Source organism: Nonomuraea diastatica, from assembly GCF_004349015.1.
Taxonomy (GTDB): Bacteria; Actinomycetota; Actinomycetes; order Streptosporangiales; family Streptosporangiaceae; genus Nonomuraea; species Nonomuraea diastatica.
Genome location: NZ_SMKP01000229.1, coordinates 1 through 15,389, shown reverse-complemented (window position 1 = coordinate 15,389; position 15,389 = coordinate 1). Strand labels below are relative to the sequence as shown.

At 71.2% G+C, this 15,389-nt stretch carries 17 protein-coding genes, 4 pseudogenes and 1 riboswitch; of the genes and pseudogenes, 12 read left to right on the top strand and 9 right to left on the bottom strand.

Going from position 1 to position 15,389, the window contains the following annotated elements:
- Window positions 1-615 (bottom strand): annotated as a pseudogene (locus E1294_RS46080) (DNA-directed RNA polymerase subunit beta); the annotation flags it as partial.
- Window positions 616-800: 185 nt separating this feature from the next.
- Window positions 801-1,793 (bottom strand): helix-turn-helix transcriptional regulator, encoded by a 993-nt coding sequence (locus E1294_RS46075; RefSeq protein WP_132518139.1) that lies wholly within the window; start codon window positions 1,791-1,793, stop codon window positions 801-803.
- 116 nt (window positions 1,794-1,909) lie between these two features.
- On the opposite strand from E1294_RS46075, the gene E1294_RS46070 reads away from it, so the two are divergent.
- The 5 genes and pseudogenes from E1294_RS46070 to E1294_RS58575 all read left to right on the top strand — a co-directional run.
- Window positions 1,910-2,344 (top strand): VOC family protein, encoded by a 435-nt coding sequence (locus E1294_RS46070; RefSeq protein WP_132518137.1) that lies wholly within the window; start codon window positions 1,910-1,912, stop codon window positions 2,342-2,344.
- A 385-nt stretch (window positions 2,345-2,729) separates the two neighbouring features.
- Window positions 2,730-3,722, top strand: coding sequence for a glycoside hydrolase family 11 protein (locus E1294_RS46065; RefSeq protein WP_132518135.1), 993 nt, complete (start codon window positions 2,730-2,732; stop codon window positions 3,720-3,722).
- A 13-nt stretch (window positions 3,723-3,735) separates the two neighbouring features.
- Window positions 3,736-3,987, top strand: a pseudogene (locus E1294_RS58585) (NAD(P)-binding domain-containing protein); the annotation flags it as partial.
- Between the two features lie 76 nt (window positions 3,988-4,063).
- Window positions 4,064-4,246, top strand: a pseudogene (locus tag E1294_RS58580) (NAD-binding protein); the annotation flags it as partial.
- Window positions 4,247-4,253: 7 nt separating this feature from the next.
- Window positions 4,254-4,385, top strand: a pseudogene (locus tag E1294_RS58575) (NAD-binding protein); the annotation flags it as partial.
- Between the two features lie 65 nt (window positions 4,386-4,450).
- Here the strand turns inward: E1294_RS58575 and E1294_RS56725 are convergent.
- Window positions 4,451-4,924 (bottom strand): GNAT family N-acetyltransferase, encoded by a 474-nt coding sequence (locus E1294_RS56725; protein ID WP_165977861.1) that lies wholly within the window; start codon window positions 4,922-4,924, stop codon window positions 4,451-4,453.
- 160 nt (window positions 4,925-5,084) lie between these two features.
- Between E1294_RS56725 and E1294_RS46045 the strand changes: the two genes are divergently transcribed.
- Window positions 5,085-5,684 (top strand): TetR/AcrR family transcriptional regulator, encoded by a 600-nt coding sequence (locus tag E1294_RS46045; protein ID WP_132518131.1) that lies wholly within the window; start codon window positions 5,085-5,087, stop codon window positions 5,682-5,684.
- 53 nt (window positions 5,685-5,737) lie between these two features.
- Window positions 5,738-6,220: a nitroreductase family deazaflavin-dependent oxidoreductase gene (locus tag E1294_RS46040; protein WP_132518143.1), complete on the top strand. Its 483-nt coding sequence runs from the start codon at window positions 5,738-5,740 to the stop codon at window positions 6,218-6,220.
- Window positions 6,221-6,297: 77 nt separating this feature from the next.
- Here the strand turns inward: E1294_RS46040 and E1294_RS46035 are convergent, their stop codons facing one another.
- Entirely contained in the window at window positions 6,298-7,044 is a 747-nt protein-coding gene (locus E1294_RS46035; protein ID WP_165977860.1) for a TetR/AcrR family transcriptional regulator, read from the bottom strand.
- Between the two features lie 84 nt (window positions 7,045-7,128).
- On the opposite strand from E1294_RS46035, the gene E1294_RS58570 reads away from it, so the two are divergent.
- Window positions 7,129-7,815, top strand: coding sequence for an alpha/beta fold hydrolase (locus E1294_RS58570; RefSeq protein ID WP_220448327.1), 687 nt, complete (start codon window positions 7,129-7,131; stop codon window positions 7,813-7,815).
- Complete coding sequence (locus E1294_RS58565; RefSeq protein ID WP_220448326.1) at window positions 7,772-7,972, top strand: hypothetical protein; 201 nt, start codon at window positions 7,772-7,774, stop codon at window positions 7,970-7,972. Before E1294_RS58570 ends, E1294_RS58565 begins: the two co-directional genes overlap by 44 nt.
- Window positions 7,973-8,095: 123 nt before the next feature.
- On the opposite strand, the gene E1294_RS46025 is transcribed toward E1294_RS58565, so the two are convergent.
- Entirely contained in the window at window positions 8,096-8,569 is a 474-nt protein-coding gene (locus E1294_RS46025; RefSeq protein ID WP_132518127.1) for an RrF2 family transcriptional regulator, read from the bottom strand.
- A 58-nt stretch (window positions 8,570-8,627) separates the two neighbouring features.
- Between E1294_RS46025 and E1294_RS46020 the strand changes: the two genes are divergently transcribed.
- Window positions 8,628-9,371, top strand: coding sequence for an SDR family oxidoreductase (locus tag E1294_RS46020; protein ID WP_132518125.1), 744 nt, complete (start codon window positions 8,628-8,630; stop codon window positions 9,369-9,371).
- A 296-nt stretch (window positions 9,372-9,667) separates the two neighbouring features.
- Window positions 9,668-9,810: riboswitch (cyclic di-AMP (ydaO/yuaA leader) on the top strand.
- Between the two features lie 11 nt (window positions 9,811-9,821).
- A complete protein-coding gene (locus E1294_RS53665) occupies window positions 9,822-10,544 on the top strand; it encodes a glycoside hydrolase family 25 protein (RefSeq protein WP_165977859.1) in 723 nt (240 codons plus the stop codon).
- A gap of 62 nt (window positions 10,545-10,606) precedes the next feature.
- Here the strand turns inward: E1294_RS53665 and E1294_RS46010 are convergent, their stop codons facing one another.
- The 4 genes from E1294_RS46010 to E1294_RS45995 form a co-directional block, all read right to left on the bottom strand.
- Entirely contained in the window at window positions 10,607-11,347 is a 741-nt protein-coding gene (locus E1294_RS46010) for an isocitrate lyase/PEP mutase family protein (RefSeq protein WP_132518121.1), read from the bottom strand.
- 134 nt (window positions 11,348-11,481) lie between these two features.
- Window positions 11,482-12,897 (bottom strand): amino acid permease, encoded by a 1,416-nt coding sequence (locus E1294_RS46005; protein ID WP_132518119.1) that lies wholly within the window; start codon window positions 12,895-12,897, stop codon window positions 11,482-11,484.
- Between the two features lie 123 nt (window positions 12,898-13,020).
- Entirely contained in the window at window positions 13,021-13,476 is a 456-nt protein-coding gene (locus tag E1294_RS46000; protein ID WP_132518117.1) for a hypothetical protein, read from the bottom strand.
- 171 nt (window positions 13,477-13,647) lie between these two features.
- Window positions 13,648-14,298 carry a hypothetical protein gene (locus tag E1294_RS45995; RefSeq protein ID WP_220448325.1) on the bottom strand — a complete coding sequence of 217 codons (651 nt, stop codon included), beginning with the start codon at window positions 14,296-14,298 and terminating at the stop codon, window positions 13,648-13,650.
- Window positions 14,299-14,489: 191 nt separating this feature from the next.
- Here E1294_RS45995 and E1294_RS45990 point away from each other — a divergent pair.
- Window positions 14,490-15,389: sensor histidine kinase (locus tag E1294_RS45990; RefSeq protein ID WP_132518115.1), on the top strand; the 900-nt coding region annotated here is incomplete at its 3' end.

The window sequence follows — 15,389 nt, the reverse complement described above, 5'->3', positions numbered from 1 at the left end:
GACGCTGTCGCGCTTGTCGATCTCGAACTCCAGCCAGGCCCCCCGGGACGGGATGACCTTGCAGCCATAGAGATCCTTGTCGGACGTCTTGTCGACGTTGCGTTCGAAATAGACGCCCGGCGAACGGGTCAACTGCGAGGTGATGACACGCTCGGTGCCGTTGATGATGAACGAGCCCTTCGGCGTCATGAGCGGGAAGTCGCCCATGAACACCGTCTGGCTCTTGATCTCACCAGTGGTGTTATTGATGAACTCCGCCGTCACGAACATCGGGGCGGAGAAGGTCATGTCCTTGTCTTTGCACTCGTCCACGGAGTATTTCGGCGGCTCGAACCGGTGGTCGCGGAACGACAAGGACATGGTCCCCGAGAAGTCCTCGATCGGACTGATCTCCTCGAAGATCTCTTCGAGACCCGACTGGGCCGGGACGTCCCTGCGCCCGGCCTGGCGAGCCGCCTCCATCCAGCCCTTCCACTTCTCGTTGCCGAGCAACCAATCGAACGACTCGGTCTGCGGAGCGAGAAGGTCAGGAACTTCGAGAGGCTCCTGGATGCGCGAAAATGACACGCGACGGGGACCAGCGGGTACGGCGGAGGCGTTGCGCGAGGCTGCCAACAGAAGTCCTTCCGGAAGGCACGGATGGAGTCGAACTGCGCGCACGCCAAGCGCCCGGCGGAAGCCGGGGCGTCAAAGGGCAGCGCGAGGAAGCAGCATAGCGCAAAAGAGAAACGAATGTCTACATCTAATATTAGTGTCAACCTCGCTGCCGCCTTCAGAATGTCACAGCAGGGTCGATCTCGTCAACTTCTCACGGTCGCGGCGCCGGCGTAGCGGCGGGCCAGGCGCGCGAAGGCGTCCTTGAGCTCGGCGGGGCCGACGACCTCGATCTCGGCGTCGAACCTGCCGACGGCGGCGGCCAGACCGGTCCATGACCACGAGCCCAGGACGAGCCGGCAGCGGTTCGGTCCGAGTTCCTCGACCACCCCGTCGCGGGTGTAGCGGGACACGTCGGCGGCCGGCGCCCCGAGGATCACCTCGCCGCGGCAGGGCCAGCCGCCGGCACCGCCCAGGAACCTGCCGGCCACGAAAGCGGTCACGTCGCCACCGGGCAGCTCGCGCGGGGTGAAGCGGGGCCCGGAAGGGGTGCGCGGGGTGATCCGGTCGGCGCGGAAAGTACGCCAGTCCTCCCGGTCGAGGTCCCACGCGACCAGGTACCAGCGCCCGTCCCAGATGACGAGGTGATGGGGCTGCACCCGGCGCGGCGGATCGCCCACGGCGTCGTCGCCCAGCCCTGGCGAGGACGCGGGACCGTAGTCGAAGCGCAGCACCTCGCAGGTGTGGACGGCGGCGCTGAGCGCCATGAGCACGCCGCCGCCGACCTGCGGGCCGGGCCGGGCCGCGGGCCGCTCGACGGCCGTGACCTGGAAGGTGTCGATCCGGCGGCGCAGCCGTGCGGGCATGACCTGCCGGACCGTGTTCAGCGCGCGTGCCGCGGCTTCGTCGATGCCGGCGCCGGTGGCGGTGGCCGCGATCTGGAGCGCGATGGCCAGAGCGACGGCCTGCTCGTCGTCGAACAGCAGCGGAGGCAGCTCCGCGCCGGCGTCGAGCCGGTAACCGCCATCGGGTCCCTTGAACGCCACGATGGGATAGCCCAGCTCGCGCAGGCGGTCGACGTCGCGGCGCACGGTGCGCGGACTGACGTCGAGCCGCTCGGCCAGCAGCGCCCCCGGCCAGTCCCGGCGCGCCTGGAGCAGCGAGAGCAACGACAGCAGACGGGCTGAAGTCTTCGGCATGATTCCCATGGTGCCCTGAGTAGCGGCCACACCTTGGCCGCTACCCCTGCGACGGTGGGTCTCGCGCCGGACAACGGCGTTCGGAAAAAAGATGATCCAAGGTCAGGAGCCAAGAAATGGCCGTCAAGTCCGTGACTCACCTGAACTTCCGGGGCGAGGCCCGCGCGGCGCTCGAGTTCTACCGGTCCGTGTTCGGTGGCGACCTCACCGCCCTCACGTACAAGGACGCCGGGAACGTGCAGGATCCCGCCCACGCTGACCAGGTGATGTGGGGCCAGGTGCTCGCCGGCGACGGCTTTCACGTGATGGCCTACGACGTGCCCGCGCACATGCCGTACGACCAGGGGGACAACGCCTTCTTCCTCTCCCTTCGCGGCGAGACGGCGCAGGAGATCACCGCGTGCTGGGAGAAGCTCTCCGCCGGAGCCGACATCGTGCAGCCGCTGGCGCCCGCGCAGTGGTCCGCGCTCTACGGGATGGTGCGGGACCGCTTCGGTGTCGTCTGGGTCGTCGACGTCGCGGGCGACGGCAACGGTGATCGCCAGGCATGACCTGCGGGCACAGGCATGGCCCCGGCACCACGTCGCCATGGTGCCGGGGCCGGTCCCGCCGTTGACGGCTCGGATCCGGGCGCGGGACCCCCCAGTGGTGGCGGCCGAGGTGATCGTGCCGTCGCTCATGGCCCGGCGGCGTACGACCCGTCATTGTCACGGCTCGCCCCAGCCCGAATGTTTCGGAGTATAATTGAAAGTTTCATAAACCGGGTACGGGACGACTCGCCGGACAACCCCGTTGACCAGGCACGATGCCCGCTCCGGACATCACCGACCGGTCGAAAACTCACGATCGGGCGGGCGTCGTTGACAGCCCGCCAGGGTCGGACGAACACTGTCGCTGCCTGCTCCCAGCGAGCCCTCACGAGGAGGAAGCACGCACATGAACGACGCCCCCGCCCACCGCCGCAGACGCGGCCGCGGCCGCGCCAGGTTGTTCGCCGCCCGCGCTGGAGCCGTGGTGCTCGCCGTGGTCACCGCGATGTTGCCGTCCGTCGCCAACGCGGCCATCACGTCGAACCAGACCGGCACCAACAACGGCTACTTCTACTCGTTCTGGACCGACAGCGCTGGAACGGTCTCCATGGAGCTGGGCTCCGGCGGCAACTACAGCACCTCATGGAGGAACACCGGGAACTTCGTCGCCGGCAAGGGCTGGAGCACCGGCGGACGCAGAACCGTGAGCTATTCGGGCAGCTTCAACCCGTCCGGCAATTCCTATCTGACGCTTTACGGGTGGACGAGGAACCCGCTCGTGGAGTACTACGTCGTCGACAACTGGGGCACGTACCGGCCCACCGGCGAGTACAAGGGCACGGTCACCAGCGACGGCGGCACGTACGACATCTACAAGACGACGCGCTACAACGCCCCCTCCATCGAGGGCACCAGGACGTTCGACCAGTATTGGAGCGTCCGGCAGTCGAAGAGGACCGGCGGGAGCATCACCTCGGGCAACCACTTCGACGCCTGGGCCCGTAACGGCATGAGCCTGGGCAGCCACGACTACATGATCCTCGCGACCGAGGGGTACCAGAGCAGCGGAAACTCCAACATCACGATCGGCTCCGGCGGCGGCAACCCCGGGCCCGGCGACCCGGGCAACCCGGGCGGTTGCACGGCGACGCTGTCAGCGGGCCAGCAGTGGAGCGACCGCTACAACCTCTCCGTCTCGGTCAGCGGTTCGAGCAACTGGACCGTGACGATGAACGTGCCGTCTCCAGCGAAGATCATCGCCACGTGGAACATCAGCGCCACCTATCCCAGCTCTCAAGTCCTGACCGCCAGGCCCAACGGCAACGGCAACAACTGGGGTGTGACGATCCAGCACAACGGCAACCACACCTGGCCGTCGGTCTCCTGCAACGCGGGCTGAGCCACCGCGGACCGTGGCGCGGCCGCCGCCGCGCCACGGCATCAGGGGAGGCCGTCCTGCACGGCGACGGTCTCCTCCGGGCCGCCGCGCCGGGAACGGTCGTGATCGACATGGGCTCGTCGCGCCCGCTGAACACGCGGGAGCCGGCCGCGCGAGCGGGGCCCGGCGGGACGTCCGGCTGGTGGACGCGCCTGTCTCCGGCGGGGTCAAGGGCGCAGAGAACGGCACGCTCACCGTCATGGCCGGTGGCGAGCAGGACGACGTCGACCGGGTGCGCCGCTCCTGGACGTGGTCGGACGCCGGGCCCGCCGGCGCGGGGCACGCGGTGAAGGCGCTGAACAATTTCATGTCGGCCACCCACCTGCTCCTCACCGGCGAGGCCACGCTCGCCGTGGCAGCGTTTCGGGCTGGACCCGGCGATCATGCTGGAAGCCGTCAACGGTTCCAGCGGCCGCAGCGCGTCAACCGAGCGGAAGCGGCCGGACCACGTGCTTCCGAGGACCTTCGACTCGGGGTTCGGCCTGCGCCTGCATGCTCAAGGACATGCGCATCGCGGTCGAGCTGGCCGAGGCCGCCGGCGTCCCGCTCCAGCTGGGCCGGGCGGCGACCGAGCTGTGGTCGGAGGCGGCCGAATGCCTGCCGCCCGCCGCCGACCGCACCGAGATCGTCAAGCACGTGGCGGACGAACCCTGGCCCTGGAATCCGGCGACCGCACGGAGGCGCCGCGCTCACAGCGGGGCGGTCCACCATTCGGACGCGATGGACAGCCCGGCCAGGCGGAGCGCCTCGCGCTTCGCCTCGTCCGCGTGGCCGCACACCACAACGACCTGGGCCGCGCCGCGCCGCCTGGCCTCCTCGGTGACCGCACGCAGCAGGTCGGCGCCGACCGTGGCCCAGTCACCGTCGTCCACCACGGCGTAGTCGTCGAGCGTGCACGCCGGCCCTCCCGGGTCGTACACCGGGGGCGGGGGCACGAGCGAGGCGATGGCGAACCCGGCGAACCGGCCTTCTCGTTCGGCCACCCGGCAGATGGCCGTGGAGTCGTCCACCAGCGTGGCGAGGAAGGCGGTGTGGCGGGCCCGCGCGTCGGCCGCGCGCCGCCAGAAGACCGGCTGGTACCGCTCGTACGTTTCCCGGCGGCGGGCCATCAGCTCGGCGATCGCGGCCACGTCGCCGGGCGAGGCGCTCCGAAGGGCAATCATGATCTCCACCCTAGAAGGGGGCCGATCACGCCGCCGACGGGGCTCCCCTCTCACCGTCCGGCCCCCGGCCCGGCCATGGCCGCACCGACGCCGGCTTCGCCACGTGCGCGGCCACGTCCAGGCGCTCGCACCCCGGGCACCGTTGTGCTAGTTTGGCCGTATGACCAACTTGGCCGATCGACCAAACTCACCGCGCGGGGATCGCCGCCGCGAGCAGCTCGTGGCCGCCGGCATCGCGGTGCTGCGGGACGACGGCTGGCAGGGCGTCACGACCCGTGCCGTGGCCCAGCGGGCCGGCACGAATCCCGGCCTCATCCACTACCACTTCGGCGGGCTGGCCGGGTTGCACACGGCGATCTTCCGGCAGGCCACCGAGCTCATCCTCGGCCCGCTGGTCACCGAGCTGACGGAGGCCGCGGACGAGCGCGCGGCCCTGGCGACCGTGCGGCGCCTGCTGCCCCAGGCGACCGGCGACGACCATACGACCCGGCTGGCCGCGGAGCTGATCGCGGGCGCCACCCGCGATCCCGCGCTGGGCGTGGTGCTCCGCGACGAGTTGCGCCAGGCTCGCGCGCTGGTGGCCGCCCGTCTCAGCGGGGCGCGTCCCGGCTGGGGGCCGGACCGCCTGGACGGGGTCGCCACGCTGGTCGTCGCGGCGATCGACGGGCTGATGCTGCACTACATGATCGACGGCGACCTTCCCGTCGGCGCGGCGCTGTCCGCGGTGGAGGACCTGCTGGCGAAAGCCGACCCATCGTGAGCGCCGCGGAGAGCCTTTCCCGCCGCACACGGCTGACCTCGAAAGGACCGGGCATGGAGATCGTCAAGAAACCCGCACCGCCGACGGGGCTGCGCCGCAGGCTGTGGCGCCTTCCCATCGTGGTGTACCGAGCCGGCCTGGGCCGGCTGCTGGGGCAGCGGATCATGCTGCTCACCCACACCGGCCGCGTCTCCGGCCAACCCCGCCGGGCCGTCATCGAGGTCGTCCAGCACGACGAGCGGGGCTATGTGGCGGCCTCCGGGTTCGGGCGGCGCGCCGACTGGTACCGCAACGTCATGGCCAACCCCGAGGTGACCCTGCACGTGGGCGGGCGCGCCCTGCGGGCCACCGCCGCGCCGATCCCGGACGAGCAGGGCGCGGAGATCATGGCCACGTACGCGCCCCGCCACCCCGCCGCCGCCCGCCAGCTCTGCAAGATCATGGGCTTCGCGGTCGACGGCAGCGTGGCGGATTACCGGGAGGTGGGCCGGCACATACCGTTCGTCCGCTTCACACCGCACGCCCCTGGAGCATGACCTGCGGCCCCTCGACAGGGTGAACCGGGGCGTGGTCAAGGTGCTGGAGCACGGCCTGGGCGCGGGTGCACGGGTGATCACCGCTGGTCGTGCCCAATGGTCCCGTGGCCGGCGGTGTGGCGGGCGGCCAGGCCTTCGAGCAGGCACTCCAGGGCAAACTCGAACCGCCGCTCACTCTCGCGCTCCACGTCGATCTCGCCGGTGGCGGCCATCCGGCGGGCCAGCAGCGGGTGGCGTTCGGTGATCTCGCGGACGAAACCCGCGGCCCGTTCGTCCCAGCCCGCTCCGGCCTCGCTCATGCGGGCCAGGGTGTCGCGCCAGGCGATCTCGGCGATGGCCGACCCGACCACGTGGTCATTGACGGTCGCCATCGCCGCGTCCAGGTCCGCGTCGGCGAACCCGGCACGCGCCAGCAGTCGCAGCCCCCTCTCGGCCAGCGCCAGCGCGTTCGGCCCCAGGTTCGGCCGGAGGGTCAGCTCCGACAGCGCCCACCGGTGCCGCAGCAGCATGGCGCGGTTGTGGCGGGCCAGGGTGGCCAGCGCCCGCCGCCAGTCCGGCTCGTCGGGCGCGGCGCACACCTCTCCCAGGACGCGGTCCAGCGCCAGTTCGAGCAGGTCGTCCTTGGTGCGCACATACCAGTAGAGCGACCCTGCGGTCACTCCGAGGTCGGCGGCGATCCGGCGCATCGACAGACCGCGGTGCCCGTCGGAGTCGAGCACGGTCACGGCGGCGTCGACGATCTGGTCACGGGTGAGCCGGCGGTCGCGCGGCGGCCGTTGAGGACGCAGCCACACGGACCCGTCGGAGAAGTCTGCGGAGGACACGGGATCACCGTACCCCAGGTTGACGTTCATTGTTCAGTTCACTTATACAACGTTTCAGAAATTAAACGCTGTTTAAGGAGTGCGATGTCCCCTCCTAGCGCCACGCCGTTGTTCCGTGCGAACGGGCCGCTGCCGGGCAGCGTGCACGTGACCGCGCTGGGCCCGCACGGCGCGCCGCCGGTGCTCTTCGTGCACGGCTCCACCAGCTGGGGCGATGACCCGAGCTACGGCTTCGCCGCCCAGGCGCCGCTCGCCGGCCGCGTCCGCCTGCTGCTCATGGACCGGCGCGGGTACGGCCGCAGCCCGGACGCCGGTGAGAGGTTCCCCGGCGACTACCTGGCCGACGCCGACGACATCGCCGAGTTGCTCGGCGACGGCGCGCACCTCGTCGGCCACTCGTACGGCGGGGTCGGCGCCATGATCGCGGCCGTCCGCCGCCCCGAGGGCGGTGCGCTCGCTCACGCTGATCGAGCCCGGCGGTTATCAGGCCGCGGCCGACGCCCCTGCCGTGGCGGCGGCCCTGCGCGCCAACCGTACGGCCTACGCCGGGCTCCCCGAACTGACGCCGGAGCAGTGGCTGCAGGCCTCCGTCGGCTCGACCGGCAGCCCGCCGCCGGAGGCGAGCGAGCGGCGGCTGCGTGCCGCCGGCACCGCGCTGCGCGAACGGGTGTGCTGGGAGGCCGGGATCCCGCTCCCCGCGTTGCGGGCGGCCGCGTTCCCCAAGCTGGTGATCTCGGGAACGTGGGAGACCGCGCCCGAGCAGTACCGTGAGCGCGGCGGCGTCCCGCTCATGGCGTGCGCCCGCATCACCGCGGAACGCATCGGCGGCCGTCACACGCCGGCCTCCTGCACCGGCCACTACCCCCACGTGGACGTGCCGGAAAAGCTGAACGGTCTGCTTGCCGCATTCTGGGACCAGGCCGCGTGATCGGCGCGTCGGGCACGATCGCGACTCCGTGGGGGCCGTGGGAGGTGCTGTCCGACGTGAGCGGCCCTGGCCGGGGCACCGGCCTCCACCGGCGGGCGCGGCGCGGCCCACTGATCTCCTGAGCTATGTGGTGCCCGCCAGGTGCTGCCGGGTGCGGGCCGGCGCCCACTCCGGCAGCTCGGCGAGGATGTCGGCGAGGGTGACGCCGGCGAGGCTGGCCCGCCATGCCCGGTGGGCGTCGGCCATCTTCTCGGCGAGGACGCAGCTGCGCTCGCACTCCTCCGGGGGCAGCGCGCCGCGTCCCTGCCGGCGGATCTCGCGGCACTCGTACGGCGTGGACCGGCCGTCGACGGCCTCGACGATCTGCAGCAGCGTGATCTCGGCGGCGGGCCGCGCCAGCCGGAAGCCTCCCCTCGGGCCGGTGGACGCGGCCAGCAGCCCGGCCTTGACCAGCTCCTTCAACTGCTTGGTGAGGTAGGCCGCCGGGAGGTCGTAGTGGAGGGCGAGCTGGGCCGCCGACGCGCTGGCTCCCGGTTCGAGCTGGGCCAGCGTGGTCGCGCAGTGCAGAACCCACTCGGTGCTCACAGGCAGCTTCACGCCCCGATTCTATCGCAGCTATCATAGATCCGTTTAGTCCATAATTAAGGAGATCATCATGCGGATCGCAGTCGCCGGCGCGACCGGGAACATAGGGGCGCTCACCGCCGCGACCCTTGAACGCGACGGCCACGAGGTCGTGCGCATCAGTCGTTCGCTCGGAATGGACCTGGCGACCGGTAACGGGCTCGACGACGCCCTGGCCGGTGCGGAGGCGGTCGTCGACGCCATCAACGCGCCGGCGGCCGGCCCGGAGGAGACGGTGGCGTTCTTCGGCGCCACCACCCGCAACCTGCTGGCCGCCGAGGAGCGGGCCGGGGTGCGCCACCACGTCCTGCTGTCGATCGCCGGGGTCCGTCGCGTCGAGGGCAACGCCCACTACGCCGGCAAGCGGGAGCAGGAGCGCCTCGTGGCAGCCGGGCCGGTGCCGTGGACGATCGTGCCGGTCACGCAGTTCCACGACTTCGCCGAGATGGTGGCGGGCTGGACGGAGCGGGACGGCGTCGCCACGATCGCCCCGCTGCTCGTGCAGCCGATCGCCCCCGCCGACGTGGCCGGCGTCCTCGCCGAGATCGCGGCCGGGGAGCCTCGGGGGCGGTACGCCGACGTCGCCGGCCCCGAGCCGCAGGACCTCGTGGACATGGCCCGGCGCACTCACGAGGCGCGGGGCCGTACGGTGCGGCTCGTGCCGACGTGGTCGGGGGTGTTCGGCCCGGCGATGGCGGGCGACGTGCTGCTGCCCGGCGAGGGCGCGCGCATCGCGCCGACCACTTTCGACGACTGGCTCGCCGGGCAGCGGTAGAGGGAGACGCGGGTCCCCGGCGGGACGGACTGCCGGCGGATGCGCTCGGCGGGGATGTGCTCGGCGGGGCCCGTGTCACAGGGGTATCACGCGTCCCTTTCGGTGGGGCCCGCGTACGGTGCCGGAAAACTTTGCCAAAGCCCTGGAACGCCTGCGGGAGCGGCGATCCAGGGCTCCCCCACGGCCAACGACATTGCATGGGGATTTATACCGCTTGCAGCGTTTATGGGGCGTTATATACCTTTTTGGGATTACGGCACACGGCACCAGGCGAGCGCTCGCCGAACCGTTGCCGCGACGTTGACAGGCCGAATCCGCACAGCGGAGCCGGGGACCCACCTTTCCGGGGTGAATCGCACGCCAGCCGTGGGCTGCGCGCGTAGGGCACTTCCAAGCCCGAACCCGTCAGCTAACCCGGTAGGCACATGGAAGCAAGGAGTCGATCCCCCCATGCGCAAACTTACGCGACGTCTCACCCTGTCCGCCGCCGGCGCCCTCCTGGCCGGAGCCACCGCCATCGCGGGCGCGACCGTGCCCGCGCACGCGTCTCCCGTCGAACCGGGCTCGGCCCAGGCGGCCGAGCAGCGGACGCTCACCTACGGCCAGGACGTGTCCAACCACCAGCCGCTGCACGACTGGGCCTCCAGCCCCGCGCAGTTCGGCATCATCAAGGCCACCGAGGGCACCGACTTCCGCGACGCCGCCTTCGCCAGGCACTGGAGCGAGCTGGGCAAGAAGGGCATCGTGCGCGGGGCGTACCACTACGCACACCCCGGCAACGACCCCATCGCCGAGGCCGACCACTTCCTGTCCATGGTGAACTCCCAGCCCTCCAAGCCCGGCGACCTGCTGGTGCTGGACCTGGAGACCACCGACGGCAAGTCCGTCGAGGAGGTCAACGCCTGGGCCAAGGCGTGGTTGTCGCACGTGAAGGCCGAGACCGGGGTCACCCCGATGTTCTACAGCGGCTGGAACTTCGCCAACACCTACGGTAAGGGCCTGGCCGAGTACCCGCTGTGGGTGGCCCACTACAGCAAGCCGAAGGGGATGGTGACCCCGCCCGCCGACTGGAAGACCTGGACCATCCACCAGTACTCCGACTCCCCCATCGACCAGAACGTCTCCGCCCTCTCCCCCGACGAGTTGCGGGCCTTGGGCCGCGCGTCCGCCTGACCGGGTTCGCACGGGCGGACCTGACGCCGGGGCCCCCGGAAGGCCCGCCTGAGCGCCGCCGGTCAGGCCGCGTACGGGTCCTGGCCCGCCCGGATGCGGCCCGCCATGGTCTTGAGCGCCTCCAGCGCGGTCAGGTACGTCAACGGGCCGAAGGACACGCGGGCGACGCCGAGGGAGGCCAGCCTGCCCAGGTCCATGCCGGGCAGGCAGGACACGTTGACCGGCCCGGGGATGGCCTTGACGAGGTCGCCGACCACCTCTTCCGAGGGGGCCAGGATGGGGAAGACGCAGTCGGCGCCGGCCTCCAGGTAGCGGCGCCCGCGTTCGGCGACCTCCTCGGCCGAGGTGGAGCCGGTCAGGAACACGTCGACCCGCGCGTTGATCACCAGGTCGGGGCCCGCCTCCCGGAGAGCGGCGATGCGCGCGGCCTGCGTGCCGGCGTCGACCAGTCCCCCGGCCCGGTGGTCGGTGTCCTCGATGTTGAAGCCGGCCGCGCCGATGGCGGTGAGCCGCTCGACGAGCTCGCCGGGCGGCAGGCCGTAGCCGGCTTCGGCGTCGACCGACACGGGTACGTCCACGGCCCTGATGATCCTGGCGGCGATGTCGAACATCTCGCCGACGGGCGCGCCCTCATGGTCGTCGCGCCCCAGCAGGGCGGCGATGGACGCGCTGGCGGTCGCCAGGGCGGGATAGCCCGCCTCGGCCACGATGGTGGCGCTGCCCGCGTCCCAGACATTGGGCAGGATCAGCGGGTCGCCGGGCTTGTGCAGGTCGCGCAGGAGAGCGGTGCTGGTGTTCGCCATGGTCGTTCCTTGCCTGTGAGAGTCATGTCTCTCTCTTGACTCCAGAGATCTTCACTTCGTGACGGCTTCACGGTGTGATCGCCGACACAGCCGGCGCCGTCGGGCGGGCGGGGCTGTGCCGGCGCGCCACCACGTCAGCGCTCGCCCGTCCCGGCCGGCGGCCGTTCCAGCGCGGAGTGCCGGCGGCTGTAGGCGAAGTAGAGGACCAGCCCGAGCACGAACCACAGGGCGAAGCGCAACCACGTCGTCGGGTCCAGGAAGGTGATCAGCCAGATCGAGAAGACCACCCCGATGGCGGGCACTACCGGCATTCCGGGAGTGCGGAACTCACGGCGCAGGCCGGGCTGCCGGTAGCGGAGCACGATCACGGCCAGGCACACGACCACGAACGCCAGCAGGATGCCGATGTTCGTCAGCTCGGCGGCCTCCCGGATCGGCAGGAATCCGGCGATCACCCCGGAGGCGGCGCCCACGATCCAGGTGACGCGCGAGGGCACCCGCCGTACCGGGTGCAGCTTGGCGAACCACTGCGGCAGCAGCCCGTCGCGGCTCATCGCGAACCACACGCGGGTGACGCCGAGCATGAACGTGAACATCACCGTGAGGATGCCGATGATGGCGCCCACCGCGATCACGGACGCCAGCCCGGAGAGGCCGACCGAGGCGAACGCCGAGGAGAAGCCGCTCTCGGGGTCGATCTCCCGGTAGTTCTGCATGCCGGTCAGCACCAGCGTGGCCAGCACGTACAGCACCATGGCGACGATCAGAGAGTAGATGATCGCCTTGGGCATGTGCCGCTGCGCGTCGCGTGACTCCTCGGCCGCGGTGCTCATCGCGTCGTAGCCGAACACCGCGAAGAACACGGTGGCGGCCCCGGTGATGGCCCCGCCAATCCCGTACGGGAAGAAGGGCTGGTAGTTGGCGGTGTTGATGTGGAAGAAGCCGACCACGATGACGAGCAGCACGACGGCGACCTTCAGCCCGACCACGAACGTCTCGAACCGGGCGGCGGCGCGGATGCCGAGGTTCAGCAGGAAGGCGATGAGCAGGCAGAGCACCACCGCGAACAGATCCACGACCCGCCCCTCGCCGGTGCCGGGCGCGCCGAGCATCCACGGGGGCAGCGCGAACCCCAGCTGCTGGACGAGGAAACCGAAATAGCCGGAGATGCCGATGGCGACGACCGCGACGATCGCGGTGTACTCCAGCAGCAGGTCCCAGCCGATGAACCAGCCGACGAGCTCCCCGAGGACGGCGTATCCGTAGGTGTAGGCGGAGCCGGCCTTCGGGATCATTCCCGCGAACTCGGCGTAGGACAACGCGGCGGCGGCGCTGGCGACGCCCGCGATGAGGAACGACACCAGCACGGCGGGCCCCGCGGTCTCGTTGGCGACCGCCCCGGCCAGCGCGAAGATGCCCGCGCCGATGATGCCGCCCACGCCGATGGCCGTCAGCTGCCACAACCCCAGTGTCCTGGCGAGTTCCCCCTCGTGCTCGGTCGCGATCTGCTCCACCGGCTTGCGCCTGAAGACGCCTCGCGAAGTGACCATGACGCCCCCCGACGATCGTTCCCCCCGTCGGTCCGCCTTCCCATCTGCGGCGTCAAGTAAGCTCACGCTCTGGGCAAGAGCGCGAGGGCGGCACCCGGCCCGGGATGCCGCCCCGTTCACGGCTCAGGGCATCTTGTACGCGGCCGCCTCGCCGCAGTAGCTGGTGCCGATCGGGGAATTGCTGTAGCGGCACACCTGCACGACCACGCGGTCGATGGAGGTGACTCCGGTCGGGTCGGACAACCCGATCGTGACCAGCACGGTCGCGTCGTCCGCCTTCGCCTCCTCGGAGTCGACGACGGTGGCGCCGTTGTAGGCGGTGAAGGTGGCGCGGGAGTGCATCTCGTCGGGGGCGCAGATCGACGGGCCGGCGCTGTCGGACAGGGTGCCCTTGACCTGGACCACGGGCCGGATCACGTGTCCTTCGACCCACTCCAGCGTGCCCTTGGTGACGCCGTGGCGGCACTGGTCGCCGGAGTCGGCGAAGAACTCCACCGTCGCCCGAGCCGCCGCGGGTTGCGCCGTCAGCAGGACCGCGGTGATCGTCGCGGCGAGCCCCGCCCATAAGCGTGAACGCATGACATCGGCCTTCCATGTGATGGGTGCTTCCGGCCCTCCATCGTCGATCACGGGCCTGCGATGTTCCAGCGCTGCGGGGCGATCCTGCGCGCAGTTGCAGTGGCCGCTCGCGCGGAACGGCACCGGCCCCGTCTGGGATCCCGTCACACCAGTCCCGTCACACCAGTCCCGTCACACCAGGACGAGCAGCTCCACGGCGACCACGACGTCCACGACGCCGCACCACTCGGCGAACGAACGCGTCACGGTCTTGTTCCGCCACAGGTGGACGAAGTCCCACACGCCGTGCAGGAACCAGCCGGCCGCGATCACGTAGCGGCCCAGGTCGGGGTCGGCGACCAGCCCGGACAGCGCGAGCGCCGTGAAGACCGCCCAGCCCAGCGCCTGCAGCCGGAACTCGCCGGGCCGTCGCAGATGGCCGTCGAGCGCACCCCACACCAGCACGATCAGCGCGATCGTCACGTAGACGGAGGAGATCGCGACCACGTGCAGCATCCGCAGTCCGACGACGGAGACGATCCCCACGCCGAGCAGCGGCCACGTGAGCGCACGCCTTCCCACCTTGGCGACGACCAGGTACAGCAGCGGCAGCAGGGGCAGCACCTGCGCGAAGACGCCCACCGCGCCCTCACCGCCGCCGCTCGACGGCAGGGCGGTCATAGCCAGGGCGAGCGCCGTGGGCCAGCGGTTCAGCAGGAAACGCGCCCAATGCGTGCGGCCCTGTGTCCGGCGGTCCATGTGCGGCTCCTCGTGCCCGGTGTGCTGCGTCGTCGTCTGGTCCGTGTGCGGGTCTGCGTGCCCGGTGTGCTGCGTCGTCGCCATGACGCGGTTTCCTTCCTGATAGGGGGTACGGGGTATCCGGCCCACGTTCAGCCTGGCCGAGCGGGGTCGCCGGTGACAGGGCCGGAACCGCACGTGCACGCCTCGATGTGTCACCCGGTCTGATGACATTTGTCATGCGGCGGTAAGGTCGGCGGCGGCGGTCGGGACCGTACTGCTGCGAGAATGGCCGCGTGCGCGACCTGCCGGCCGATTCGGGGCTGCGGAGCTTCCGCCGCTTCACGTGGTGGTCCCTGATCCTTCTCACCGGATCCCTCCTGATCTTCAGCAGCGGGCGGTGGATCCTGAACCCGGGTGTGCCCGCGGCGGCCAGGCCGCCCGCCGCGGGCGGCCTGGCCGTCACCGTCGTGGCCGCCGCGGTCCTGTTCGGCCGCCGCCTCAACGGCGTTCCCGGCGGGCCCCCGGGCCGCTCGCAGGCGGTGTGGCTGGCCGCGGGCTGCGCGGGCGCGACCGTGCTCGGCGGAGTGCTGCTGGCCGCCCGCGGTTACGGGGCATGGTCGTTCGCGCCGGCGACGATGGTCTCGATCGCCGCGACGTACCTGCCGACCGGGCGCCGCTGGGCGCTGGTCGCCGCCGCGGCGGCCGCGGCCGGCGGCGCGGGCGGCGGCGTCGCGCTGGCCGGGGGCGACGATCCGCTCTTCGCCACCGCCCTCCCGGCCGGGCTGGTCGCCCTGACCGGCTGGGTCACCCTCGGTATGCTGTGGTCGTGGGACGTCGCGGATCGGCTGAACCAGGCCCGCCGCCTGTCCGCGGAGCTGGCGGTCAAGGACGAGCGGCTGCGCTTCGCCGCCGACCTGCACGACATCCAGGGCCACCACCTGCAGGTGATCGCGCTCAAGAGCGAGCTGGCCGCGCGGCTGGCGGCGGGGGACCCGGCGCGGGCCGCGGCGGAGATGCAGGAAGTACGACGGCTGGCCGCCGACGCGCTGCGCGACACCCGCGCCGTCGTGCAGGGCTACCGCCGCACCACCCTGGAGGCCGAGATCATCAACGCCACCAGGGTGCTCGCCGCGGCCGGGATCGACGCGACGACGCACGTCGACCCCACCGACCCCACCGAACCCCCCAATAAC

Excerpts from the sequence above, each read along its gene's own strand:
- E1294_RS46075 (WP_132518139.1), bottom strand. The coding sequence starts at position 1,793 with ATGCCGAAGACTTCAGCCCGTCTGCTGTCGTTGCTCTCGCTGCTCCAG.
- E1294_RS46070 (WP_132518137.1), top strand. The coding sequence starts at position 1,910 with ATGGCCGTCAAGTCCGTGACTCACCTGAACTTCCGGGGCGAGGCCCGC.
- E1294_RS46065 (WP_132518135.1), top strand. The coding sequence starts at position 2,730 with ATGAACGACGCCCCCGCCCACCGCCGCAGACGCGGCCGCGGCCGCGCC.
- E1294_RS56725 (WP_165977861.1), bottom strand. The coding sequence starts at position 4,924 with ATGATTGCCCTTCGGAGCGCCTCGCCCGGCGACGTGGCCGCGATCGCC.
- E1294_RS46045 (WP_132518131.1), top strand. The coding sequence starts at position 5,085 with ATGACCAACTTGGCCGATCGACCAAACTCACCGCGCGGGGATCGCCGC.
- E1294_RS46040 (WP_132518143.1), top strand. The coding sequence starts at position 5,738 with ATGGAGATCGTCAAGAAACCCGCACCGCCGACGGGGCTGCGCCGCAGG.
- E1294_RS58570 (WP_220448327.1), top strand. The coding sequence starts at position 7,129 with ATGTCCCCTCCTAGCGCCACGCCGTTGTTCCGTGCGAACGGGCCGCTG.
- E1294_RS46020 (WP_132518125.1), top strand. The coding sequence starts at position 8,628 with ATGCGGATCGCAGTCGCCGGCGCGACCGGGAACATAGGGGCGCTCACC.
- E1294_RS53665 (WP_165977859.1), top strand. The coding sequence starts at position 9,822 with ATGCGCAAACTTACGCGACGTCTCACCCTGTCCGCCGCCGGCGCCCTC.
- E1294_RS46010 (WP_132518121.1), bottom strand. The coding sequence starts at position 11,347 with ATGGCGAACACCAGCACCGCTCTCCTGCGCGACCTGCACAAGCCCGGC.
- E1294_RS46005 (WP_132518119.1), bottom strand. The coding sequence starts at position 12,897 with ATGGTCACTTCGCGAGGCGTCTTCAGGCGCAAGCCGGTGGAGCAGATC.
- E1294_RS46000 (WP_132518117.1), bottom strand. The coding sequence starts at position 13,476 with ATGCGTTCACGCTTATGGGCGGGGCTCGCCGCGACGATCACCGCGGTC.
- E1294_RS45995 (WP_220448325.1), bottom strand. The coding sequence starts at position 14,298 with ATGGCGACGACGCAGCACACCGGGCACGCAGACCCGCACACGGACCAG.